24 protein-coding genes are annotated in these 22,593 nt (G+C 70.6%); 13 read left to right on the forward strand and 11 right to left on the reverse strand.

The window, feature by feature from the left end:
- Positions 1–64 precede the first annotated feature (64 nt).
- A complete protein-coding gene (locus amrb99_RS31575; RefSeq protein ID WP_347256938.1) occupies positions 65–1,726 on the reverse strand; it encodes a tetratricopeptide repeat protein in 1,662 nt (553 codons plus the stop codon).
- A gap of 590 nt (positions 1,727–2,316) precedes the next feature.
- On the opposite strand from amrb99_RS31575, the gene fxsT reads away from it, so the two are divergent.
- A complete protein-coding gene (gene fxsT, locus amrb99_RS31580) occupies positions 2,317–4,866 on the forward strand; it encodes an FxSxx-COOH system tetratricopeptide repeat protein (protein WP_190862968.1) in 2,550 nt (849 codons plus the stop codon).
- On the opposite strand, the gene amrb99_RS31585 is transcribed toward fxsT, so the two are convergent.
- From amrb99_RS31585 to amrb99_RS31600, 4 genes are all read right to left on the reverse strand, one after another.
- Complete coding sequence (locus amrb99_RS31585) at positions 4,863–6,104, reverse strand: FxsB family cyclophane-forming radical SAM/SPASM peptide maturase (protein WP_347256939.1); 1,242 nt, start codon at positions 6,102–6,104, stop codon at positions 4,863–4,865. The genes fxsT and amrb99_RS31585 overlap by 4 nt on opposite strands.
- A gap of 89 nt (positions 6,105–6,193) precedes the next feature.
- Positions 6,194–6,718, reverse strand: coding sequence for a GNAT family protein (locus amrb99_RS31590; protein ID WP_347256940.1), 525 nt, complete (start codon positions 6,716–6,718; stop codon positions 6,194–6,196).
- A gap of 136 nt (positions 6,719–6,854) precedes the next feature.
- Positions 6,855–8,483 (reverse strand): flavin monoamine oxidase family protein, encoded by a 1,629-nt coding sequence (locus tag amrb99_RS31595; RefSeq protein WP_241756109.1) that lies wholly within the window; start codon positions 8,481–8,483, stop codon positions 6,855–6,857.
- Between the two features lie 554 nt (positions 8,484–9,037).
- Positions 9,038–10,543: an alpha/beta fold hydrolase gene (locus amrb99_RS31600; RefSeq protein WP_190862972.1), complete on the reverse strand. Its 1,506-nt coding sequence runs from the start codon at positions 10,541–10,543 to the stop codon at positions 9,038–9,040.
- 113 nt (positions 10,544–10,656) lie between these two features.
- Between amrb99_RS31600 and amrb99_RS31605 the strand changes: the two genes are divergently transcribed.
- From amrb99_RS31605 to amrb99_RS31655, 12 genes are all read left to right on the forward strand, one after another.
- Positions 10,657–11,499 carry a helix-turn-helix domain-containing protein gene (locus amrb99_RS31605; RefSeq protein ID WP_190862974.1) on the forward strand — a complete coding sequence of 281 codons (843 nt, stop codon included), beginning with the start codon at positions 10,657–10,659 and terminating at the stop codon, positions 11,497–11,499.
- Between the two features lie 74 nt (positions 11,500–11,573).
- Positions 11,574–12,185 (forward strand): dihydrofolate reductase family protein, encoded by a 612-nt coding sequence (locus amrb99_RS31610; protein ID WP_190862976.1) that lies wholly within the window; start codon positions 11,574–11,576, stop codon positions 12,183–12,185.
- Positions 12,186–12,570: 385 nt separating this feature from the next.
- Positions 12,571–12,699, forward strand: coding sequence for a hypothetical protein (locus amrb99_RS52650; protein ID WP_277820081.1), 129 nt, complete (start codon positions 12,571–12,573; stop codon positions 12,697–12,699).
- Positions 12,699–13,034 carry a hypothetical protein gene (locus tag amrb99_RS31615; RefSeq protein ID WP_190862978.1) on the forward strand — a complete coding sequence of 112 codons (336 nt, stop codon included), beginning with the start codon at positions 12,699–12,701 and terminating at the stop codon, positions 13,032–13,034. The genes amrb99_RS52650 and amrb99_RS31615 overlap by 1 nt, the downstream gene beginning before the upstream one ends.
- Positions 13,031–13,357: a hypothetical protein gene (locus amrb99_RS31620; RefSeq protein WP_190862980.1), complete on the forward strand. Its 327-nt coding sequence runs from the start codon at positions 13,031–13,033 to the stop codon at positions 13,355–13,357. The genes amrb99_RS31615 and amrb99_RS31620 overlap by 4 nt, the downstream gene beginning before the upstream one ends.
- Complete coding sequence (locus amrb99_RS53385; RefSeq protein ID WP_190862982.1) at positions 13,354–13,854, forward strand: DUF1707 domain-containing protein; 501 nt, start codon at positions 13,354–13,356, stop codon at positions 13,852–13,854. Before amrb99_RS31620 ends, amrb99_RS53385 begins: the two co-directional genes overlap by 4 nt.
- Positions 13,851–14,768, forward strand: coding sequence for a DUF2637 domain-containing protein (locus tag amrb99_RS31630; protein ID WP_190862985.1), 918 nt, complete (start codon positions 13,851–13,853; stop codon positions 14,766–14,768). Before amrb99_RS53385 ends, amrb99_RS31630 begins: the two co-directional genes overlap by 4 nt.
- Positions 14,769–14,841: 73 nt before the next feature.
- Positions 14,842–17,007 carry an FtsK/SpoIIIE domain-containing protein gene (locus amrb99_RS31635; protein WP_190862987.1) on the forward strand — a complete coding sequence of 722 codons (2,166 nt, stop codon included), beginning with the start codon at positions 14,842–14,844 and terminating at the stop codon, positions 17,005–17,007.
- 212 nt (positions 17,008–17,219) lie between these two features.
- Complete coding sequence (locus amrb99_RS31640) at positions 17,220–17,390, forward strand: hypothetical protein (protein ID WP_190862989.1); 171 nt, start codon at positions 17,220–17,222, stop codon at positions 17,388–17,390.
- Positions 17,391–17,485: 95 nt separating this feature from the next.
- Positions 17,486–18,649 carry a helix-turn-helix transcriptional regulator gene (locus tag amrb99_RS31645; protein WP_277820085.1) on the forward strand — a complete coding sequence of 388 codons (1,164 nt, stop codon included), beginning with the start codon at positions 17,486–17,488 and terminating at the stop codon, positions 18,647–18,649.
- Positions 18,650–18,730: 81 nt separating this feature from the next.
- Positions 18,731–18,955, forward strand: a complete 225-nt coding sequence (locus amrb99_RS31650) for a hypothetical protein (protein ID WP_190862993.1) — start codon at positions 18,731–18,733, stop codon at positions 18,953–18,955.
- A 74-nt stretch (positions 18,956–19,029) separates the two neighbouring features.
- On the forward strand, positions 19,030–19,221 hold the full coding sequence (locus tag amrb99_RS31655; protein WP_190862995.1) for a hypothetical protein: 192 nt from the start codon (positions 19,030–19,032) through the stop codon (positions 19,219–19,221).
- Positions 19,222–19,395: 174 nt separating this feature from the next.
- Here amrb99_RS31655 and amrb99_RS31660 read toward each other — a convergent pair whose 3' ends face one another.
- The 6 genes from amrb99_RS31660 to amrb99_RS31685 all read right to left on the reverse strand — a co-directional run bounded on the left by amrb99_RS31660 (position 19,396) and on the right by amrb99_RS31685 (position 22,027).
- Complete coding sequence (locus tag amrb99_RS31660) at positions 19,396–19,605, reverse strand: hypothetical protein (RefSeq protein WP_190862997.1); 210 nt, start codon at positions 19,603–19,605, stop codon at positions 19,396–19,398.
- Positions 19,606–19,863: 258 nt separating this feature from the next.
- The gene (locus amrb99_RS31665) at positions 19,864–20,247 is read right to left on the reverse strand and encodes a terminase (RefSeq protein ID WP_190862999.1); all 384 of its coding nucleotides are present in this window, start codon (positions 20,245–20,247) and stop codon (positions 19,864–19,866) included.
- 108 nt (positions 20,248–20,355) lie between these two features.
- Positions 20,356–20,700: an HNH endonuclease signature motif containing protein gene (locus amrb99_RS31670; RefSeq protein WP_206700179.1), complete on the reverse strand. Its 345-nt coding sequence runs from the start codon at positions 20,698–20,700 to the stop codon at positions 20,356–20,358.
- Positions 20,701–20,797: 97 nt separating this feature from the next.
- Positions 20,798–21,001, reverse strand: coding sequence for a hypothetical protein (locus tag amrb99_RS31675; protein ID WP_190863002.1), 204 nt, complete (start codon positions 20,999–21,001; stop codon positions 20,798–20,800).
- Between the two features lie 148 nt (positions 21,002–21,149).
- On the reverse strand, positions 21,150–21,365 hold the full coding sequence (locus amrb99_RS31680) for a hypothetical protein (RefSeq protein WP_190863004.1): 216 nt from the start codon (positions 21,363–21,365) through the stop codon (positions 21,150–21,152).
- 11 nt (positions 21,366–21,376) lie between these two features.
- A complete protein-coding gene (locus amrb99_RS31685) occupies positions 21,377–22,027 on the reverse strand; it encodes a hypothetical protein (RefSeq protein ID WP_190863006.1) in 651 nt (216 codons plus the stop codon).
- Positions 22,028–22,593: the final 566 nt, after the last annotated feature.

Consider the following 22,593-nt stretch of genomic DNA (forward strand, 5'->3'; position numbering starts at 1 on the left):
GTCACACGAGGGCACGACTGTTCACGGAGAACACGGGCCACGAAGGGCCGGAGGCCCCCGGTGCCTACGCGGTGCCGGTCAGGGCGCGCTTGGCGATGAGGGCCTCGCGGTTCCGGCTGTCGTGGCCGAGGACGTCCTCGAAGACCGCGCGGGCGGCGCGCGTCCTCCCGGACCGCCAGAGCGCCTGGCCCAGCGCGGTCTGAATCGACAGCTCGTGCGGCAGCCGGCTCGCCGCCGCCTGGAGCTGCCGGACGGCCTCTCCGGCGTCGCTCGCCAGCAGGATCCGGCCGATGCCGGCCAGGAGCCAGCCGACCGCGGCGTTGTCCGGAATGGCCTCGCAGATCGTGGCGGCCTTCCGGTAGCGCATGATCGCCGTCGGGGAGTCCCCCTGTTCGTAGGCGATGTCGCCGAGGAAGGTGGTCGCGGTGGCGAGGACCTTCATGTCGCCGCCTTCGCCGCAGGCGCGGACGGCCGCCTCCGCATGGCGCCGCGCGAGTTCCGCGTCACCGTCCAGAAGCGCCAGCCGCGCCTGGTGCAGTCGTATCGAAGGTCCCGGGCGCCTGATCGGGACCGCCCCGCCGCCGAGCTTACCGATCGGCTCGATCAGCCGGGGATGCTGCAGCTCGAAGTACCGCGCCCCGTCGCGCAGGCGCGCCCGGACGAGGTGATGGTCCTGCACCGCGTCGACGACCGCCTTGGGGACGTCGTCGTACAGGCGCGACTCGGGCACCCCGGCGCGCCCCCAAGGCCCGCCGAACACGCCGCGGAACCAGGACAGGACGTTCGCCGCCCGGATGCTCTGGTCGGCCGCGATCGTGGCGAGACCGTGCGCGCAGAACTCCCCCAGCACCCGGTTCACCTCGCCGCGCAACCGGTCCGCGGAGACCTCTGTGTCGCCGGGCAGGTCCTCCCACAGGCGCGCGCAGACGAGTTGCAGCAGCACCGGCTCGACCCGTGAGGTGGTCTGGACGGCGCCCGCCATCCGGACCGTCCGCAATTCCCGCACCAGCGCCTCGGCGAGGTCGCCGTCGCTTCGGCCGGCGCCGCGCATCAGCGCCTCCGCCGCCTCGCACGCCGCCTCGGGCGTCAACGGCTCCAGCGAACACGTCGCGGGCGACTCCTGGCCCAGCCGGCCGGCGAGTTCGAGGACCTCGTCGAGGGCGTCGTCGCGGACGACCAGGAGCAGGTGCAGGTCCGGCTCCTCTTTCATGACGGCCGCCAGGTCGTCGAGGAGCTCCCGGCGGTGCCGTTCGTGCCGGGGCGAGGTCCGCAGGAGACCTTCCGCCCCGTCGATGGCGGCGAGTGTGGGGAGCTGCGTCCCGAACCGGTCGACCCGGCGGTGCTTGCGCAGGAACGCGCCGATCGGCAGTTCGGAGATCTGCACGGGCGACGCGCGCGTGTACCACGAGGCCAGCAGGGCCAGCCGGAAATGGTTGTGCTCCGGCAGGGCCGCCACCGGGAACGAGGGCCGGTACGCGATATGCGCGACGGGCAGCACATTCGCGTCCTGGTCCCGCAACCGCGGGACGACGCCCGCGCGCAACAGCGAGGTCTTGCCGACACCGGCGCCGCCGTGCAGCACGGTGAGCCGGTTCTCCTCCCAATTCCGCAGAACCTCGCGCGTCTCCGTGGTCCTGCCGCGGAAGAGGTCCCGATGCGTTTCATCGAGCGCGCGCCCGCCCGCATGCGGACCCGGAGAGCCGAAGGGAGACTGCGCGATCATCATTCCGTCCCATGAGCAGGCACCCGTGGAAAGATGTGCCGGCAAGCTCACCCGAGCGTAGCGCACGGCCGACCGAATGGTCCCGGTAACGCCCCGAAGAACGGACGCCGTCGCCTCGCCCCTATGCCCTGGTCGCCGCCGTCTTCCCGCTCGGCCGCCGTGACATCTTGTTGTCGAACCCGGCCCTTGCGGTACCCGGCTTCAACAGCTCCAATCCGACTCGCCGCATCCCTGGAGAGAAGCCGGAAGCGGTGGCGGCCTCGAGGGTCTCACGGGCGAAGCCGAATGAGCGGTTCTGCATCCGTACCTCCTCTGTACCGGTGCCACAGAGGTCCCGCCAGTGCGTTTCTCCCGGACACCGCAAGGTGATCAGGACCATGGTCTCAAAAAGCGGCCCTGGGCACCAGAGCGGCGCCACCTGCGCCCCTCTCTATTCGGACAGCCTGTGAACGCCGTATAACGGCGTCCGAAAAAGGGAGGCCGATCAACGTGTCACCTGACACAGACTGGTACGAGCAGCTTCAATACACTATCTTCATTGACGGAATTACTTGACCACGACGTGATGCGGTGTGTCCGGTGGGGGCGCCGGCATGGCGCAGGGGGATCGAGTGACCAACGCACAGCCGGATTCATCGTTCGCCACGGATCGCGTACCCCAGATCTGGGGCAAGGTCCCTCCCAGGAACAAGAACTTCACCGGCCGGACGGACCTTCTCGAGCGACTACGCGGAGGCCTGGCCAACAGGGTCACCGCAGTGGTCCCGCACGCGTTGCACGGTCTCGGCGGCGTCGGAAAGACCCAGATGGCGGTCGAGTACGCCTACCGGTACAGATCGGCGTACGACCTCGTCTGGTGGATCCCGGCCGACCAGCCCGTCCTGGTCCGCTCCTCCCTCGCGAGCCTCGCGCAGCCCCTCGGCCTTCCCTCGGCCTCCGTGAGCGGCGTCGAGGACGCCGCCAACGCCGTCCTCGACGCGCTGCGCCGCGGCGAGCCCTATACCAACTGGCTGCTGATCTTCGACAACGCCGACGAGCCCGAGGAACTGACCGAGACCCTCCCGCAGGGCCCCGGGCACGTCCTGATCACTTCGCGGAACCACCGCTGGGCGGGCGTGGTCGACGCGGTCCCGATCGACGTCTTCACCCGCGAGGAGAGCATCGAGTTCCTCACGAGGCGGGTTCCGCGCGGCATCAGCGAGGAGAATGCCGACAGGCTCGCGGAGGAATTGGGCGACCTCCCGCTCGCCTTGGAGCAGGCCGGGGCGCTCCACGCGGAGACCGGCATCCAGGTGGAGCAGTATCTGCAGCTCCTCGAAGAGCACACCAGCCAATTGCTCTCCCAGGGCAAACCGACCGAGTATCCGGTGTCGATGACGGCCGCCTGGGCGCTCTCCGTCGCCAGCCTGGAAGAGAAGATGCCCGAGGCGCTGGACCTCCTGCGCTATTGCGCGTTCTTCGGTCCGGAGCCGATTCCGCGCGACAGCTTCAGCAAGGTCGTTCCCGGTCTCAGCCCAGGGCTCACGACCCTGATCAGGGACCCCATCAAGCTGAGCCGGGCCATCGGCGAACTGGGGCGCTTCGCTCTGGCGAGGCTCGACATTCCGGCCCGGACGATCCAGGTCCACCGGCTGATCCAGGCTCTCGTCCGGGACGAGGTCTCGGAAGCGGACCAGGAGCGCCTCCGGCACGAAGTCCACCTGCTGCTGGCCGCCTACACGCCGCCGAATCCGAACGACTCGAGCAACTGGGGCAAGTTCCTGAACGCGCTCGGGCACATGGAGCCGGCGGGCGTCGCCGAATGCTCCGAGCCCTCGGTCCGCGACTTCTGCCTCCAGATGATCACGTACCTGTACGCCTCGGGAGACGTCTCCTCCGCTCAGTCGTTCGCGGAGTCGTTCCTCGAAGTGTGGACGGCCTCGTCGGGGACCGACCACGAGGACGTCCTGAAACTGCGCGTGGAAATGTGCAACATCACCCGCGAACTGGGGCTGTACGAGGAAGCCGCCACGCTCGGGGCGCAGACTCTCGCCATGGCCGAGAAAGCGCTCGGCCTCGATCACGACACCACGCTGCGCGCGCTCCGTGGGCGCGCGACGGACCTGAGGGCGAGCGGCGACTTCCAGCAGGCGCATCAGATCGACGACGACGTGCTCCGCCGCTTCGAGTCGAAATTCCCTGACGACGAGTGGAGCATCTGGCGCGCCAAGAACAGCGTCGCGCTCGACCACGGTCTCAAGAGCGACTATACGAACGCCCGTCTCCTTCTTGAGCAGGTGTACCTCGAGGTACTCGAAACGGGGAAGGCGGCGGGCGACCCCGCCTCCTATCTGAACATCTACACCGGGCTGGCGCGGGCGGTGCGGCTCGGCGGGGACTTCTCCGAGGCGTGCGACCTCGGGGAGGACGCCTACGCGTTCGGGATCGAGGAGTTGACCCCCGACCATCCCTGGACGCTGCGCACCGGCAAGGACCTGTCGATCGCGCGGCGGCGCGCGGGCGACTACGAGCGCGCTCAGGAGATCGCCGAGGACATCCACCAGCGGTACGTGCGCGCCTTCGGCATCGACCATCCCGACACGCTGGCGGCGGCGACCTGCCTGGCGAACATCCGCCGGACGCTCGGCAAGTTCGAGGAGGCCATGAACCTCGCCGAGGACACCGTCCGCCGCTACCCGCGCGTCTACGGCGCCGACCACCCGTACAACCACGCCTGCGCGGGGAACCTGGCCATCCTGCAGCGGGTCACCGGCGACCCGCAGGCGGCGCGGAAGACCAACGAGGACGCGCTCGCCGGGCTGGAGCTCAAGCTGGGCCGCGACCACCACTACTCGTTGACCGTCGCCCTCAACCTGGCCAGCGACCTGGCCGCGCTGGGCGAGAACGAGTCGGCGTACCGCCTCTGCTCGGGCACGCTGCGCCGACTGAGCGCCCTGATGGGCGAGGACCACCCCGTGACGCTCTCGGCCGCGGCCAACACCGTCGCCGATCTGCGCACCCTGGGCCGTGACGAGGAGGCCGAGGCGCTGTTCGCCGACACGGAGCAGCGCTACCGCCGGACGCTCACGCTTGAGCACCCCGACGCCAAGGTCTTCCTGGAGGGGCGGCGGCTGGACGCGGACTTCGACCCGCCGCCGATCTAGCCGACGGCGGCCGCGGGCCGCGCGGGCGAGCCGTCCAGGTCGCGGCTCAGCACGTCGCGGATGTGCGTGATCAGCTTCAGCAGGTCGCGGCAGTACACCGACGGGTTCCGGAAACCGGTGCCCGACTTGTACCGGTGCGGGTAGAGGCCCGCGCCGCACACCTCGTGCGCCTCGCAGGCGAGGCACTGGGCCGACAGCGCCTGCCGGCCGATCTGCCGCGCGGCGACGGACGGCAGCGACAGCACGGTGTCGAACGGGTCGCGGGACACGTGCAGCCGGGTTCCGGCGGCCCCGTCGTAGGCCGACTTCAGCGAGTCGACCTGCTCGATCTCGCCGTTGGTCTCCACCACGGCGATGGCCACCGGGGACAGGCCCACGGCCTCGCTGGCGGACATCCGGCCGAACAGCAGCCGGATGATCTCGCTGAACAGCCGGATCCGCACCTGGTCGGCGTCGCGCCCGTACCAGCGGTCGAAGATGGCGATGAGCCAGTCGCCGTACGGCGTCGACTCGTCGGGCGGACGGCCGGGCGGCGGCGTGTCCCAGTTCCCGTGGGGCAGCAGGAAGTCCATCTCCGGCGGCTCGAACGCCAGGAGGGCCTCGTAGGTCGCGAGCGGGTCGTTGCGCAGTTCGATCGTGCTGAGCAGGCCGCCGAACAGGTGCCGGTACGGGGTGCCGGTCAGGCGCTCCAGGCCCGTCCGCACGTCCTGGTAGCTGCCCCGCCCGTTCGCGCGCCGCCGGTGCCGGTCGTGGCCCTCCTCATCGCCGTCCACGCTCACGCCCACGCTGACGCCGTGCTCGGCGAACAGGTCGAGGAACAGCTCGTCGAGCAGGACGCCGTTGGTCTGCACGCTGAACCCGACGCGCACGTCGGGCTCGCAGGCGGCGCGGATCGTCTCGACGGCGTGCCGCAGGTGCTCTACGCCCGCCAGCAGCGGTTCGCCGCCGTGCAGGACGACCTCGACCTCGGGCAGCAGGTTCATCCGGGCGTGCTCGGCGATGCGCTCCGCCGCCCACCCGACGACCTGCCGCGACATCCGCCGGGGCTGCCGGCGCCAGCCCTGGTCGGCCATCTCGTACATATAGCAGTAATCGCAGGCCAGGTTGCACCTGCTGTGCACCTTGAGGATGAAGTCGCGGATCGGGGTGGGCCGCCAGCCGCGTTCGAGGAGGGCGCGCACGTCCAAGGCGCCCGGCCACTCGATCTCCTGGCCGGGTTCGTCCCTGCGGACGCCCACGCTTGCCGACCTCCTAGGTGAGACCAAGACGCGGCGCTGCGCTTGTATTTTGTACTGGTATATCGGGCTTACATGATCAATAAACGCGATCAACTCTCGTTCGTCAAGGCCCACCGCTCATGGTCCCGCCACGTTCCGTCGATCTTGATGTACGCGGGCGAGAACCCCTCCCGGCGGAAGCCGAGGCGCGCGGCCAGCCGCAGGGACTCCGCGTTCCCCGGCTGGATGTCGGCCTCCACCCGGTGCAGCCCCAGCCGCTCGAAGGCGTACCGGACGGCCAGGGCCACCCCCTCGGTCATGTAGCCCCGGCCGGCGTGCGGCAGGAACGCCGCGTAGCCCAGCACCCCGCGCTGGTACGACCCGCGGACGATCTCGTTGATGTTCACCATGCCCGCGAGGTCCCCGCCGTCGCGCAGGCAGACCACCATCCCCACCGCGGTCACCTGGTCGAACCGCGCGAGGTAGGCCGCGAACTCCGCCGCGGACCGGGGCAGCGCCACCCACGGCCGGTGCAGCCCCTCGCTCGCCTCAGCAAGTTCGAGGAACCGGGCCTCGTCGTCCGCTCGCACCCGCCGCAGCAGGACCCGGGTGCCCACCGTCAGCTCCACGCTCACCCGCGAAATCTACGCCACCCCGGGCACTTCGCCCTTACCCTCCCCCGGAACCCGGGGCAGGGCGGCCGGGACCGGCGCAAGCCCGGCCGGGAAGCATCCGAGCCGGGCCCGCCGACGCTCTGCGGTTCCGAGAAGGTCAGTGCGTCAACGCGCGGGTGTGGAGGGCGGTGACGGCCTGGCGGGCGGAGAGGATGGCGCCGTGCTGCCAGGCGTCCATGTAGGAGAGCCAGTCGCCCGCGTAGAGGACGCGGCCGGTGGGCGCGGTCAGCGGCTTGAGGACGGGGGCGTCGGGGGTCCAGCCGGGGAGGTTGTGCCAGGCGCCTTCGATGTGCGGGATGTAGCGCCACGACTGGGAGAAGGACGAGGCGAGTTCTGTCCGGTACTTGGCGCCGTAGATGCGTTCGCCGAGGGTGACGGCACGTTCCTGGCGCTGTCGCGGGGTCATCTTGCCGTACTTGTCGGCGGTCTCGTCGTAGTTGTAGTAGCCGACGATGACACCCCGCCTCTCGTGGAAGCCGTGCGAGGGGTGCCAGACATGCGTGAGGTCGAGGTCGGTCTCGGTGATGCCGCCGTAGATGCGGTGGTCGGTCTCCCACCACCGGCTGCGGTACTCCAGTCCGATCTTGCTGGCGGAGGCGGGGGTGATGGCCCGCAGGGCCGCCTGGACGTCGTCGCCGAGGTTGTGCGGGAGCCCGGCCAGCAGGTGCGGAGGCATCGCGGCGACGCAGTAGTCGGCGTCCAGGGTCTTCTGGCGGCCCGCGGCGTCGGTGTAGTGGACGGTCACGCCGTCCGGCCGCTGCACGAGACGGGAGGCGGCGCAGCCCAGCTTGACCTTGCCGGGGCCGATGGCGCGCGTCAGCGCCCTGGGGATCTGGTCCATGCCGCCGACCGGCTGGAACATCAGCATCGCCTGGTCGTACTCGAACTCGAAGGAGAAGTAGCGTCCGACGGCCGACGCGAATACGTCGGAGACGCCGGGAACGGCGCCCAGCGGCGTGCCGGGCTGACCGGCCGCGCCGGGGTAGACGCCGAAGCCGCGGTTGGTGCCGCCCTTGTAGGCGAAGCCGTCGGACTTGCCGCCGATCTGGCCCCAGTCCTCCAGGAACGACAGCAGCGCGGAGCGGTCGTCGCCGGTCAGCTCGGCGTCCAGGGCGCCGCTGCCGGTGGCCTTGGCGAGCAGCTCGCTCACGTAACCGTAGACGTCCGCCTTGGCCGTCCGGTAGCGCATGGGGTGCCCGGGCTTCATGCCGGAGGACTCGTTGTAGATGTAGGCATCGGCGTTGACGTTGGTGAACACCTCGATCGGGACGCCGAGTTCCCTGCAGTAGTCGAGCGTGACCATCCACTGGGCGAGCCTCGCGGGTCCCGCGTTGAGGTACTGCCCTTCGCCGAAGCGGGCGACCTGCTTGTTGCCGAGCAGGTCGGTCTGCTCGGTGCCGCCGCGCACCGTGAAGTTGCGGCCGCCCGTCCGGTCGCGCGGCTCCAGGATCGTGCAGCGGTATCCGGCCTTGCCGAGTTCGTAGGCGGAGACGAGGCCGGCGATGCCGCCGCCGAGGATGACGACGCTGGCGGCGCTGCGCCCGGTGAGGTGGAAGTCGGCGGGGCTGAGGGGCCGGAAGGGCGGCGCGGCCGCGGTGGCCTCGGCCGGTGCGAGGCCGAGCGCCCCCATGGCCGCGAACATCGTGCCTGCACCGCCGGTCAGCCCCACCGCGCGCAGGAAGCTCCTGCGCGTCTGCCCGTGCCGCGTCCGCTGGATCTGTGCCAAGGCGATCTCCCCACATGAAGATCGTTCCGTCGATGCGCCGACGATCTTCATTTTGGAACGTTTCGGGCAGAGTGCTCCCCTGTGAACTTCATGTGTCCTGACTCCGCGAACGCGCGAACGGCCCGACCGCAACGGAACGGAATTCGCGGAGATCCGCCCTCCCCGCGGGTTTCCATGTCCTCATTCATCTCAACCGATGATCGCTGCCCGCAGAGGAGATAGAGCTGCACGTTCTATTTCGAACGTCAGGTTCTCCAAAGACAGATGACCGTCGTTGGCTTCATATCAGTACGTAAATCTGATTTGTGAGACGGATTTCCCACGTCGCGACCGAGCCGCCGATCGCCATGCGCAGGCAAGGCAGCAGAGACGGCGACCGAGGTCAGGCATTGGCACGCGGCCCGCGCCATGGCGGAGTCCGTCAAGTCGCCGGCCTGGCTCCCGTTCCGTCCCTCACCGGCCTGAACGACTTCGCGGTCTCCAGCGGGAACCGGCTCTTCGTCGGGAACGAGAGAGCGGTCCTCGGCCTTCAGTTCCCGGCATGACCGGACGGTTCACCGCGGGAGGGGCTCCACTGGCGCAGGTGGGATGCCGGCCAGGCAGGAGGTGTCGCCCACCCGAAGGCGGCGGACGAAACCGGACTCGATCGCGGCCGCGCAGCCGCTGGGTTCGTGTTCGGCCACGTGACCGACATTGGGTACCTCTACGACCGTGGACCGCTGGAACCGGCGGGCGGCCTGCCGGCCTTGCTCGGTCGGGGTGTTGGCGTCCAGGTCGCCCGACACCACCAGCACCGGGACGTCGGGGAGGGGGCCGCTGGTCGGCTGGACCGGGCCGTGCCGGTCGGGCCAGCGCACGCACGCGTTGCCCCAGCTGTAGCTCACGCCGGTCCAGGCTCGTTTACCGAACGGCCAGTACGTCCGCTCGGGAATCGCCGCGAGCCCGGACGAGAACTGCCGGAGCCGGGCCGCGACCGGCGCTGTGCGGTTCCAGGCCGTCGGGTAGTCGTTGCACATCACCGCCGCGGCCTGCTCGGGGTTGAAGAGCTGCTGCTCGTCCTGACGGAGCGCCGACCCGCTCAGCGGCGCCACCTGACGGGCGGCCTCGATCAGCGGCGCGTTGTCGGCGTGGAGGGCCCTGCGGACCATCGCGGGCACGCCACCGATTCCCTCGGGGGCCGAACCCGCCAGGCCGTAGACGATCGAGGCCAGCGCGGTGTCATCGAGCCGCCGCTGCTCCTCCCCCAGCGTGTAGGTGATCGGCCGCGTCCGCAGCCTCTGGGCGAGCCGCGCGACGTCGCGCAGGACCTCGTCGCCGTCGCAGGCGCCCGCACTGCGTTCGCACACCAGTCGCAGCGTTCGGCGCGCGGCCCGCGCGTTGGGACGCGCCCACATGTCGAAGTCGAGCGGATAGGCGCTGGAGAGCACCATCGAGCGGACATGTCCGGGATGGCGCTGGGCGTAGACCGTCATGAGGTAGGTGCCGTAGGACTCCCCGAGCAGGTCGAGCCGCTCGACGCCCAGCTTGGCCCGGATGGCGTCGATGTCGTCGGCGATCTCGGCCGAGGTGTAGCCGCGGGCGCGGGTTCCGAGCGTCCGGCCGCATTCACCGACCGCCCGCACGAAGCCGTCGCGGGTCGCGGGCAGCGAGGCCAGGGCCCCGCACCGGACGGGATCGGAGCGGTTGACGCCGCGCGGGTCGACGAGCAGCAGGTCGTGGTCCTGCAGCAGGCCGGCGAACATCCGGGCGTACTGGGACGCGGACGCGATCGCGGAATCCCCCGGACCTCCGGGGTTGAGCGCCACCGTGCCCGTGGCGGGCCGGGAGGTGTCGCGGTGCCTGATCAGGGCGTAGGCCACCGTGGTGTCCCCCAGACCGGGACGGTCCCGCACCAGCGGCACCCGCACCGAACCGCACACCGCGCCGGAGACCGGCACGCAGCCGGCCGGCTCCCGCGCCGGCTTCTCGGCGTGTCCCGCCGGTGCGGTGAGCGCGGCACCGCAGGCGACGGCGGCGACGGCGGCCGCCGCGCTTCCCGCCCTCTTCGAGATCGACTTCATGCTCGGAGTCTGGAAGGCGGCCGATCGGCCGCGCATCGCCCTCCATGGGGAACCGGCACCCCGGACCTGGGAGGGAGGCGACGCGCGCGGTGCCGAAGGGACAGACTTGGGCCATGGAATACGTCGGCCGGGTGCCCGCGCCGCCGCTCGACAGGCTCATCGACGACATCTACTGCCTGACCGGGGTGCCGCGCCACCGCCGGATGAACGTGCCGCCGATGCCGTCGGCGCACCTGTTCGTCAACCTGGGCGAACCGGCCCGCCTGTGGGACTCCGATCCTTCGGTGCCGCCGGCGCTGTTCGGCGACGGGTGGTTCATGGGCGTGTGGACCAGGCGTTTCCTCTTCGAGTACCCGGCACGGGTGCGTCTGGTCGGGGTCCACTTCAAGCCGTGGGGGCTCTCGCCGTTCGTCGACGTGCCGGCGGCCGAACTGCCGAACCGGTGGGTGCCCGTCGACGCCGTCTGGCGTCGGTCCATCGACCGGATCCGCAACCGGGTCGGCGACGTCCCGTCGGCCTCGGAGGCGATTCGGGTCGTGGAGGAGGAACTGCGGTCGCGACTTGCTGAGGCGCCCCCGCGCGGCCTCGGCCTGGTCCGGCATACCGGCCTGCGGTTGGAGACCTCCTACGGCGCGGTCCCGGTCGGCGCGCTGGCCGACGGCGCCGGGGTGAGCGGCAACCACCTGGCCGCGCAGTTCAAGTCCCATGTCGGGGTCACTCCGAAGCGGGTGGCGCGGATCTACCGCTTCGCGCGGCTGATCCTGTCCGTGGACGCCCCGCGCCCCGTCGACTGGTCGGACCTCGCCCACGCGGCGGGCTACTTCGACCGGGCCCACTTCACCAGGGAGTTCAAGGACTTCACCGGCCACACCCCCACGGAGTACCTGGCCCTGCGGCGCCGGTTCCCCGCCGAGCCGGGGTTCCCGCCGGACGACGGCCCGATGCCCGCCGATTGATTTCTTACATGCCCGGTCGCTCCCCCGGACGACAGGATCGTGAGGCGAGGCCCGAGGACACCGGAGGAGAACCCGTGGGCGCAGTGATCATGCACAACGTGATGTCGGTCGACGGCTTCATCGCCGACGCGAACGACGAGGTCGGACCGCTCCACGACTGGTACTTCAACGGCGACGACCCGATCGTCGGAGGCGTCGACGAGCAGTACGACCATTCCGGCTCGGGCAGCCCGTTCAAGGTCTCCAGCGCGTCGGCGGAGTACGTCCGGTCGACGTGGCGGACGATCGGCACGATCGTGATGGGCCGCACCCTGTTCGACCTGGTGAACGGCTGGGAGGGACGGCCGCCCGCAGGTGACCACGTGGTCGTGGTGTCCCACCGGCCGAAGCCCGAGGGCTGGCATCCGGAGGCGTCGTACCACTTCGTCGACGACGTGAAGGCCGCGATCGACAAGGCCCGCGCCCTCGCCGGGGACCGGACCGTCGCCGTGAACGCCGGGGACGTGGGCGCCCAGATCCTCGCGGCCGGTCTCGTGGACGAGGTGGCGATCGACGTGGTGCCGGTGGTGTTCGGCTCGGGCAAACGCTACTTCGGCGCCATCGACGGCCAGCACCTCCTGGAGGACCCCCACGTGGTCATCCAGGGCGAGGGCGTCCTGCACCTGAGGTTCAAGGTCCGCCGCTAGCCCAGGACACAGAGCGCACAGCAGAACGGCCCGGCCGGTTTCCCGGTCGGGCCGTTCTGTACTCGCTGGTGGAGGTGGCGGGAATCGAACCCGCGTCCTTCCAACGCTGCCGTTGGCTCTCGTTTGGCACCGTTGGCGAGAGTTGCTCTGACCTCCCTGACAGCACCCTGCGGCCGTTGGTTGTCGTTGAACATCATCGGCCGCCTCAAGCCATATTGCGGGTGTAAAGAGGGCGCGGCGGACGCGCATGCCCGCGCTCCCCCGATCAAGGCTCGACCTTCCAACTGAATTGGAAGGTCACGCAGCCGCCAGACATAAGGCGGCCCCGGAACCGCGGTGCTGGAACACCGGCCGGGGCCTTGATCGGAAACAGGAGTTCCGACCCATGGGTAGTTTCGCAGAGATCCACATCGCCACCGTCGACAAGTCCTCCACGGACGGGAAGTCGTCGACGTGGCCGGCCGGTGAGCCGAAGTCCGTCCGGGACGCTGCCGACCGCAAGGGCGGCAAGTGATGAACCGCCCGGACCTGCACGACGAGACCGTAAAGGTGATCCTCGCGGTCCTCGAGGGAATCGCGATCCCACACGCGGCGACCGTCGCCCACGACGAGACCCGCACCCGCATCCTTCACGACCGGCTCATGCACGTCGTGGTGATGCTGGAGAGCCTGCTCGGGGCGGCGCGCCCGGACGTCGACGACGCCGTGTCGTACCTGCAGGAGAAGCTCGCCGAGCACCCGCCGGTCGGTTACATCACGCAGAAGCGGGCGCACCGGCGTCTCAAGGCCGGCGCCACGTGGCTGGAAGCCGTCTCACTCGACTACCGGGACCAGGAGGCGGACCAGTGACCGCGATCATGCCGGAGCGTCCGACGCTCCACGACCGGGTGATGGCGGCGCTCGAGCCGTTCTTCGCGGACGCGCACATCGTCGCCCGGTACCACTCCCACCTGCTGAACGCGATGCGGTCGGCGGAGGTGTACGTGGCGCACGTGACGGTGCGGGGCGTGCCCGTGACCGTGACCGGGCTGGGGTGCGGGATGACCCTGGAGCAGGCGGACGAGACCGGACAGCTCATCTACTCCCTGCCGCTCGAGGCGTGGGCGCACATCTTCATCGAGGGCCCCGGCCGGGTCCGTGTCGGCGCCAACGGCCCGGAGGTGACCGCGTGAACCGCCGGGACACCGAACTGTGGAACGCGATCGGCGGTGTGCTCGTCCTCGCCGCGGTCGCGCTGCTCGGGTGGGCGCTGTACGAGTCCGCCGTCACCGACGTGTCGGTGCCGCTGCTGCTGCCGCTGACGACCGGCGCCGCCACGCTGTGGCTGGGATGGCGCGAGGTCGACTGGTGGACGCAGCGGCGCCGTGAGGGCATCGAGCGGCACGAGCGGCAGTTGCGGGAGCGGCGCGAGGCGCTCCACCCGCAGCGGGACGAGCAGGCCGTGACGCTCATCCTGTACCGCGGGCCGCACGAGTCGGACATCGACTGGCGCCGGATCGGCGACGCCGAGCGGGACGTCGTCGTGACGGTCCTGCATGCGCACTTCGAGGCCGGCCGTCTCGACCAGGCCGAGATGGAGGAGCGCGTCACGCGGGCGCTGGCGGCGAAGACGCTCGGGGAGCTGCGGCGCCTGGTCGCCGACATGCCCAATGAAGGGATCGACCAATGACGCGCCCCACCTTCTTCGCGCACCGCGCGACCATCGTCCTGATGGCCGTCGTGGTCCTGGTCGCGACCGGCGACGGGTTCGCGCAGTCGTACGCGGGTCTGTACCACTGGGCGACCGAGCACCACCTCAAGACGTGGAAGGCCGACACGTTCCCCCTGCTGGTCGACCTTTTCGTTGCGGTCGGTGAGCTCGGCATGTTCGCGTTGGCGCTCGAGGGCCACCGGCTGCGGAAGTCGGTGATGTCGTGGGCGGACGTGGCGTTGCCGTTCGGGATCGCCGCGGCCGGGTGGGGCGTCTCGCTGGTCTTCAACGTCGGGTCGGTCGGGCACCGGTTCTCCGACCAGGCGACGGCCGCGGTCCCGCCGGTCGCGTCGATGCTGGGGTTGCTGGTCCTGCTGCGGACGCTTCACCGGCTCGTCACCCGGCCGGCCGATGAGCTGGACGCGTCCGTGTCCGTGCGGGCGACCGTCGCCGACGCGGACAGCCCGGAGGGCGTCGCGAACGGGTATGCGATGTGGGCGGCGCTGGAGGACACGCCCCCGGCGGCCGTCGAACCGGTCGCGACCACCGATCCCCTGGACGACTGGTACGACGAGACCGAGCCGGAGTCCGTGGCGGAAATCCCATCAGATTCGAATGGGGTTCCCGAGCCTGCCCCCGAGTCGGAGACCGGTGGTCGCGACCAGGACGAGACCGATCCGGAAGCGGTCGCGACCGGCGAGACCGGTGGTCCCGAGTCGGACGAGACCGACCCGGTTCTTGAGCCGGTGATCGCGACCGCCCGGGACCGGTTCGCCGACGTGATCGCGACCGGTGGTCTCCCGTCCGTGCGGGCGGTCCGCCGAGAGATGCGGGTCGGGTACCCGCGGGCCGTACAGATCCGCGCCGCGCTCGACGCGGTCGCGACCAAGTAGACCGAGCCGGGCCCCGGGACAGCCTCCTACAGCACCCCGGGGCCCGGTTCCTCTCTCAGGAGGAACTACAAGCATGACGCACACCGTCAACGGCCACACGCCGCGCCGGTTCACCCCGGCCGCGGATCAGCCGGTCATCTCGCTCGACAAGCCGCCGGCGGGCGCCCGCTTGGTCGACCCGGTGGAGCTCGTCGACGTCGACGAGATCGAGGGCGAGGTGCTCGCCGAACCCGTCGACCAGCCCGACACCGGCCCGGACGCCGGGTGGATCGCCGAGCGGCGCGCACGCATGGACGCGGCGCCGCGGGTGGTCCCGCTGTGGCTCCGCGACCGCGACCAGTTCGCCGATAACGTCGCGTTCGTCGCTGGCTGGTATGGCCGCGAGGCTGCCTTTCACGGGGTCCGGGCGCCGCTGTATGTCGGGCGTCTGTGGTCCGGGGCGCCGCGCGGCGCGGTCAAGGCGGGCCGCCGCTGGTTCCGGTGGGTCACTGACGCGGAAGCGCGACCGGTGGAGGCGAAAGCGGCGCTGTCCGACCCGGACACGTGGTCGCGGTTCGTGGTCACGCAGTCCCGGCGGACCGGTCCGCGGCGCCGTCTGACCCTGGTCGTCGGCGTGCCGGTGGTGCTGCTGGTCACGCTCGCCGCGGTGCTGCTCCCGACGTGGGTACTGACCGCCGGCGGCGCGGCCGTGCTGTCGGTGCTCGGGTGGGTCGGCAAAGACCCGGACCGCCCGATCGTGTCCCGGTACGTCGCCGTCCGGCTGCAACGCAAGCTCGACTCCAACGAGGTCGAGACGGCGCTCGAGGCGATCGGCGTCAAGGGATCGGTCGACTGGGCCGCGCCGATCCAAGTGGACGGGCCGGGGTGGCTCGCCGAGCTCGACCTCCCCGGCGCCACCACCGCGGCGATGGTGCTGGAGAAGCGCGAGAAGCTCGCCGCGGCGATGCGGCGCCCGATCTCCACCGTGTGGCCCGAAGGCGACCGGTCCGCGCACCCGGGGCGCCTGCGGATCTGGGTCGCGCGCGAGGACCCGGCGAAGGCCCCGCGGCGGCTGTGGCCGCTCATGCGCGAGGGCCAGGCTGACGTGTTCGGGCCGCTTCCGTTCGGGTTCGACCCGCGCGGGAACCTGGTCGAGATCACGCTCATGTACTCCAACCTGCTGGTCGGTGGCATCCCCGGGTCCGGGAAGACGTCGTGTGCGCTGGCGATCGTGCTGGGCGTCGCGCTCGACCCGACCGCCCGCCTCGAGGTGTACGAGCTCAAAGGCTCCGGTGACTTGGACAGCGTCCGGCGGGTCTGCCACCGCTACGTGTCCGGGGACGATGACGACGACCTGACGGCCGCGCTGGACGGGCTCCGCGCGGGGATCGCCGAGCAGAAGCGGCGGGCGGAGTTCATCAAGGGTCTGCCGGCGTCCGAGACGGCGGAGGGGCGGCGCGTCACCCGCGCCCTGGTCGAGAAGTACCCGGAGGCTGACCTCGGGCCGCGCGTCATCGTCGTCGACGAGGCGCAAGAGCTGTTCACCAGCGCCGAGCACAAGGACGAGGCAACCGACCTCGCTACCCGGCTCATCAAGAAGGGCCGCGCGTACGGGGTGATCCTGATCCTGTTGACGCAGAACCCGGACGCGGCGTCGCTGCCGACGTCGGTTGCGTCCAGCGTCGGGACGCGTCTGTGCCTCGCGGTGATGGACTGGCGGGCCAACAACAATGTCCTCGGGACGGGCGCGCACGAACGCGGGATGCGGGCGACCGATATCTCTGCCAGTGAGCAGGGGACCGGCATCCTTGCCCGCGGCCGGGACGGCGTCACCGTCCGCGCGGCGTTCATCAAGCAGACCGAAGCGGAGGAGATCGGGCGCCGCGCCCTGGCGCTGCGGATCGGTGCCGGGACCCTGACCGGCGAGGCGGCCGGGGAGACGGTCAACGAGGGCGAGCGGACAACGATCGTCGACGACCTCCGGGCGGTGTGGCCGGCCGGGCAGGACACCATGCACTCGTGGGAGCTCGTCCAGGCCCTCGCGGTGTACCGCCCGGACCGGTACGCCGATTGGCTCCCCGCGGAGCTGGACGAGCTCGACGACGCGGAGCAGAAGGCGGCGCGGTCGGCGTCGGCGACGATGCTGACGAACGCCCTCAAGCCCTACGGAGTGACCACTCGGCAGATCAACAAGAGGGGCGCCGGCGGCGGCGCGAAGGGCGTCCGGTGGGACGATCTCGCGGCCGTCGACGGCACCTGACCGGATTCACCACCCCCGAAACCGGTTTCGGGGGTGGTGTCGCCCCTGACCTCGGATGTTTCGGGTTTCGGGGGATCCGGGACAGGCGCTAAATCGACCTGATCCGGGCCCTTAGGACCCACCCCATGCCATCCCACCCCCGTAGACTCGGAACCCTTGGCGAGGCATGGCGCGGCTCGGACCGATGACGGACCGAACCGAAGGATCAGACCATGGCCTGTGAAGAGATCACCGTCCGGCGGACGTGGTGCCGGAACGCTCCGGTTGCCGGCGGAACCCGCTGCCGCGACCACGTCGACGGCCCCGCGTTCGACGCGACGGCGGACGACTACCAGCACGCGGACGCCGTTGAGCACGACCAGGCGATAAGCCTGCGCTACTGACAGACGAGAGGGCCCGCGCCTACCGTGGTGATTGCCGTGACTACCAGGGAAGGAGCGGGCCCTTGTCTGCCGACGATACCCCCGACACCGTCGGGATGCGCCTTGCTCGAGCGCGCAAACGCCGTGGCTTGACACAGATCGGCCTAGCGCAGCAATCCACCTACAGCCGGTCCCACATCGCCCAAGTCGAGACCGGAAAGAAGGTCGCGACGCCGGCGTTCGTCGCGGCGGTCGCCCCCGCGCTCGGCGTCGACCCTGCCGAAATCTACGGGCAGCCCTACCGAGTGCACGGCCATGATGACGTCGTGCACGACGTGATCCCCGAGCTTCGCCGCGCCCTGGTGTACGTCGACGTCGGCCCCGAGCTCGAGGGCCCGCCCCGCGCCCTTGATGTCCTCGCCGCGGAAGTCGCGACGATGCGTCAGCTCATGGTGAAGGCGAAGCTCACGAAGATCGGGGCGAGGCTCCCGGCGGTCATCGAGGAGCTCGCGCACTGGGCGCACGACACCGACGACCCGCGCGCCTGGGCGCTGCTGTCCCGCGCGCTCCGCGACGGCGTCAGCCTCACCCGCCGGCTCGGCTACGGCGGTGACGCCCTGGCGCTCGTCGACCGCGCGACCATGGCGGCTCGGCGCGCGGAGGACCCGCACCTTCAGCCACTCGTCACGCTGGTGCACTCGCTGGTGCTGATGGGCATGAACCAGTACCGGCCCGCGCTGCTGCTGCTCGACCGGGCCGCGGCGAGCATCGAGCCGGACCGGCCCGACGCCGGCGAGGTCGCCGGGGCGGTGGAGCTGCGGTCAGCCATCATCGCCGCGCGGTCCGCCCGCGGCGGGAGCGGCGAGACGGCATGGGACTACCTGGGGAAGGCAGCCGACCGGGCACGAGAGGGGCGGCTCGGCGTGCCGGTGCACGGGCTGGAGTTCACGCCGGCGAACGTCGCGATCCACGGCGCGGCCGTCGCGGTGGAGCTCGGCGACATGGACGAGGCGTCCCGCCGGGACCAGCGGATCGGCGATCAGACGTTGACCGCGCTGCCACCCGAACGCCGCGCGCACCACGAGATCGACATGTCGAGGGTCAACGTGGAAGTCGGTGACCTCGCCCGCGCAGAGAAGCGGCTCGGCCTCGCCGACCAGATCGCCCCACAGATGGTGACGTTCCACCCGACCGCCCGGTCGGTGGTGTCCCACCTGGTCGACTGCCGCCGGACACTGCCGGAGCCGCTACGGCGGATCCACACCCGTATGTCGGCTTAACCGGTGGTTCCCCGGTACGCAACGGGACCGCGGTTCCAAGTTGGAACATTAGGCATCTGGCGCGGTTGCATCGTGTGACCCATGGCACAGACCGAGCCGCTGACCGGCACCCCCGAGCAGGTGAAAGCGCAGCTCCAGCAGGAGTTCCCGTCGTGGAGCTTCATCGTCAGCTCAAAGGGCCGATGGTGGGCGTCGCGGTCGCTGCTGAACAGCGAGCACCTCGGTCCGGACGCCTGCGATGCCGACGACCCCAACGAGTTGCGGGCTCAGCTTGTGGCCAAGACGCCGCGAGGCGTCGGACGATGAGCGGGGGGAGGACCGGCTCCGGTGTCCCTGTGCCAGGAGGGTCTCCGACCGGTGCCGGTCCGATCTCCCGCCCGGTGATCGACGTGGAAGGCGGCGCCGGCGTCTACACCGGCAGCGTCCGCGGCACGGGCGAGATCATCGCAGTCGTCTACCAGACCGACCGGCCCGGATGGTGGCGCGGAATCATCCGCAAGAACCGCGTGAGGGAGCTCTACCTCCCCACGCTCACCGACCCAACCGCAGTGGTTGAGCGGTTCCTCACCTGAGACAGCCGCGGCCCGGGGTGGTCTGAACCCCCGAACCCCGGGCCGCGGTGCCACGACCCCCGAACCAGCGGCCCAGGTTCGGGGGTCGTCTCGTACCTGGCGGGCGCCCCCGCACCCCACCAGCCGAGCCCGGCACTGTGAAGCCGCGCGGCCCCTGTACAGGTCTGGGAGTCGTCAGAGACCGCACTTGTCGCGCCACACATCCAACGGCCAATCCCGCGCACTGTGGTCCCGCCGCACGAACTCATCGAACGGCGGCGGCGCCGGCAACTGCAGCCGGGCCGCCAACTCCACCACCCGCGCGTAACACTCCCGGGCGCCCGCAGGGTTCCCCAACAGGCCCATCCACGACGCAGCCGCCGCGTTCAACCCGAGCTCGTGCATCAACGCAGCGTCGTCGACACGGCCGCCCCTACGCCGCATCCCTGCCCCTGCACAACTCGTCCATCTCCCTCGCCGACAGCCCACGCTCCGCAGCCCACGCCCGCTTCGCAGCGCAGTACCGGCCCCACAGCCGCCCACCGAGCACCGCCCACTCCTCACCCGGCAGGACGTCACCAGAACGCAGCCAATCGGCCGTTCGGAACCGTCTCAACGCCTCTGGAGGCCGCTTTCCGGCGTCTTCCGGGGCGTTCCGGCGCCTCATGACACCGGCCTCATCCGGTACGGGCCGCGGACACCGACACGGCGCTGTGGGCGACGGGGCCGCGCGGTCTGCTGCTCGTCTCCCTCCTCGCCGGCCGGGAGCCGCAACGCAGCCGACAGCCGCGCCAAAGCGATGCGGGTCTGCCTCGCCTCCACCGCAGCCGGATGCACGCGCCGCCCACCACCTGCGGTTTCAACCATCAGCCCGTCCTTGCGGACCTGCGCGTCAAGGTCGTCCAACAGGTCGACCGTCCGGACCATCTCCCGCAGCAGAGCGAGCTCATGCTCCTCGAGCTCGTACTCCCCGAGCACCTCAGACCACAGCCGCCGGCCGGACGAACCGGTCCCGGTGGGCACTCTCGGTAGCCGTGAATCGGCCATGATCACCGACCTTCGTTCGTTTCAGGGTCCAGCGAGGGGCCAGCGCAATACGGCTACGGTCTCCCGTCAAAACGGACAAAAGGGACGTAGCCCAGGGTAGTCGGACGGTCACTCGATGAGTCCGGGGTGGCGTTCGGCCGGCCGGGTCCGGGAGGCGCGCTTGGCTTTGCGGGCTGCGGCTGACTGCCGTCCGGTCTTGAGTGCATGATGCCGGCGGCACAAGGCTTGGAGGTTCTCCAGCCGGTGGTCTCGGGGGTCGCCGATGTGGTCGACCTCGAGGCGCTCGACGGACCCGCAGAGGTCGCCGGGGATGAGACTGATCTGCCATCGGCATGACTGGTCGCGTGAGAGGACGGCTCGGACGCGGGCTGGCCAGTCGGTGGGCATGGGTGTGGTGCGCCATGACCCGGTCGTCTTGCGGTCGCGCGGGTCGGACTGGATGCGTCGTGCCATGCGGTGTCCTCCGATGATGCGGTGAGCGTGCCGACCGTCCACCCGGTGGCGAGCGGTCCGACCGACCATGCGGTGTACGGTGCGCCGGCGGTGACCCTCACGTCTGCCCCTGCTGCTTGGCCTGGAGTGCCTCGAAGCGGTCGCGCCACATGCCGTGAGCGTTGGCCCATCGGTCTTGTGCGATGCGCTGCAGCTCCCGGGCCCGCAGCGCGGGGAACGTGACGCTGTCCTCTACACGCGGCATCCAGTCCTCATCGCGGTAGGTGAGTAGGTGAGGTGGGATCACCGGTTCATCGGTCATCGCTGTGTCTCCTGTGTGGTGGGGACGGCCGGGCCCGAAGACCAATCGGCCCGGCCGTCCCCCTTACTGGTGACCGCGACGCCGGTTGGGGAAAGGAGGTCGAAACCCTCCCGGCGCCCGCCTCCTCTCGGGTAACCAGTCCGAGCGGTCATCGGCGCCTGACCTGGTCTGCGGTGTACCGCATGTAGTCGTTGACGGTGGGTGGCGGGTACTCCTCCGCTGGCTTCTCGCCGGTCCGGTCGTCCTCGCTGCGGTCCGGCTGCTGGACGAGAGGCGGGTCGTCCACCGAGCGCGGCACCATGGACTGCAGGGCGTTGCGGGACTTCAACTTCGCCCATGCCTGGCGTATCGGGTCAGTCGACATCTGCGGTCCTGTCAGTAGCGGGAGCGGAACCAGCGCTCCGGGTCGTCCTCGATCTGCTTGTTCTCGGTGATGCGCAGGTATCCGACGCCGGCGGCCTTGGCGCCCGCGTACGCGGCGGAGCCGATGAGCATTCCCGGCTCGATCGGCTGGATACGGCGGTCGCCGACGAACACCGAGTCACCGGTGCCCATGCCGGCGCGGGACCAGCCGAGTCCGGCGTGCTCGGGTTCGGGACCGACCTTCGGGCTCCGCTCGGGGACGCCGGCGCGGTGCATGTCACGCGTCCACCGTGGGATGTTGCGGTGCCGGGTGTGGAGGCGCGCGACGAGCCGGGAGACGGCGTCGCGGACGTCCTGCCATTCCTTGAGCGCCTCTTCGGCGGTGCCGCTCTCGGCGATGATCTCGGCGCGCAGCTCCTCGAGGGTGCGGTGCCGTGCTTCGCGTTCCGCGGCGTGGACGGTGAGCGCGGCGGCCTGCACCTTGAGTTCGGCGTGCTCGGCTGCGAGCGCGGCGTCTCCGTAGTCGCGGGGGGACACGTCATCGTCGCCGGCGAGGATGCGGTCTTTGAACGACTCCAGCGCCGCGGCGGCTTCGTCTCGGGCCCGCTGCGCGCGTTCCAGCGCTTCCCTAGCGTCCTGGACGGGGTCCGTCTTCGTCGCCACCTGTGCGCCTCCTGCGCGTCGCCCACGCGGCTACCTCGCCGATGGGGATGAGCCAGTCATGTCCGGGCCGGGTGGCGGCGATGCGGCCGTCAGCACAGGCTCGGCGCACGGTGACCGGTTGCACTCCGAGGAGTTCCGCGGCTTCCCGTGCTGTGACCAACTGTCCGCCTTGTGCCTGGTCAACGGCGAATTTCGTAGCGGTATCGCTACCGGCGCGTTGAGCGAGTCTCCATTCCGTGGCGAGGTTCTCGACGGCGAGGAGCTCGGCGTACACCTCCGGGTTGTGGAGGTAGCGCAGGCGCAATGACCGGCCGGCGGCTTCGTCGAGAAGCGCCAGGACACGGGCACTGACCCCGGTCACGCCTGGTCGTCCTTAGAGAGTGGCTGTATTTCAGCGCCCGGACCGCCCGCAGCGCCCGCAAGGCATAGTTTGTGCAGGTCAGCGCATATGCACGGTGCGGGTGCTGCGTGAATCGGCAGCACCCGGCGAAGCGCCCGCAGCACCCGCGCGGCACCCGCGCGGGTGCTGCGAACACCCGGTGCGGGTGCTGACCCCCGAGACAGCA

The sequence above is a fragment of the Actinomadura sp. RB99 genome (assembly GCF_014706005.1).
GTDB lineage: Bacteria > Actinomycetota > Actinomycetes > Streptosporangiales > Streptosporangiaceae > Spirillospora.

Excerpts from the sequence above, each read along its gene's own strand:
- amrb99_RS31640 (WP_190862989.1), top strand. The coding sequence starts at position 17,220 with ATGGCCTGTGAAGAGATCACCGTCCGGCGGACGTGGTGCCGGAACGCT.
- amrb99_RS31680 (WP_190863004.1), bottom strand. The coding sequence starts at position 21,365 with ATGTCGACTGACCCGATACGCCAGGCATGGGCGAAGTTGAAGTCCCGC.
- amrb99_RS31670 (WP_206700179.1), bottom strand. The coding sequence starts at position 20,700 with ATGGCACGACGCATCCAGTCCGACCCGCGCGACCGCAAGACGACCGGG.
- amrb99_RS31635 (WP_190862987.1), top strand. The coding sequence starts at position 14,842 with ATGACGCACACCGTCAACGGCCACACGCCGCGCCGGTTCACCCCGGCC.
- amrb99_RS31665 (WP_190862999.1), bottom strand. The coding sequence starts at position 20,247 with ATGGCCGATTCACGGCTACCGAGAGTGCCCACCGGGACCGGTTCGTCC.
- amrb99_RS31630 (WP_190862985.1), top strand. The coding sequence starts at position 13,851 with ATGACGCGCCCCACCTTCTTCGCGCACCGCGCGACCATCGTCCTGATG.
- amrb99_RS31615 (WP_190862978.1), top strand. The coding sequence starts at position 12,699 with ATGAACCGCCCGGACCTGCACGACGAGACCGTAAAGGTGATCCTCGCG.
- amrb99_RS31605 (WP_190862974.1), top strand. The coding sequence starts at position 10,657 with ATGGAATACGTCGGCCGGGTGCCCGCGCCGCCGCTCGACAGGCTCATC.
- amrb99_RS31600 (WP_190862972.1), bottom strand. The coding sequence starts at position 10,543 with ATGAAGTCGATCTCGAAGAGGGCGGGAAGCGCGGCGGCCGCCGTCGCC.
- amrb99_RS31650 (WP_190862993.1), top strand. The coding sequence starts at position 18,731 with ATGGCACAGACCGAGCCGCTGACCGGCACCCCCGAGCAGGTGAAAGCG.
- amrb99_RS31575 (WP_347256938.1), bottom strand. The coding sequence starts at position 1,726 with ATGATGATCGCGCAGTCTCCCTTCGGCTCTCCGGGTCCGCATGCGGGC.
- amrb99_RS31660 (WP_190862997.1), bottom strand. The coding sequence starts at position 19,605 with ATGCACGAGCTCGGGTTGAACGCGGCGGCTGCGTCGTGGATGGGCCTG.
- amrb99_RS31675 (WP_190863002.1), bottom strand. The coding sequence starts at position 21,001 with ATGACCGATGAACCGGTGATCCCACCTCACCTACTCACCTACCGCGAT.
- amrb99_RS52650 (WP_277820081.1), top strand. The coding sequence starts at position 12,571 with ATGGGTAGTTTCGCAGAGATCCACATCGCCACCGTCGACAAGTCCTCC.
- fxsT (WP_190862968.1), top strand. The coding sequence starts at position 2,317 with ATGGCGCAGGGGGATCGAGTGACCAACGCACAGCCGGATTCATCGTTC.
- amrb99_RS31645 (WP_277820085.1), top strand. The coding sequence starts at position 17,486 with ATGCGCCTTGCTCGAGCGCGCAAACGCCGTGGCTTGACACAGATCGGC.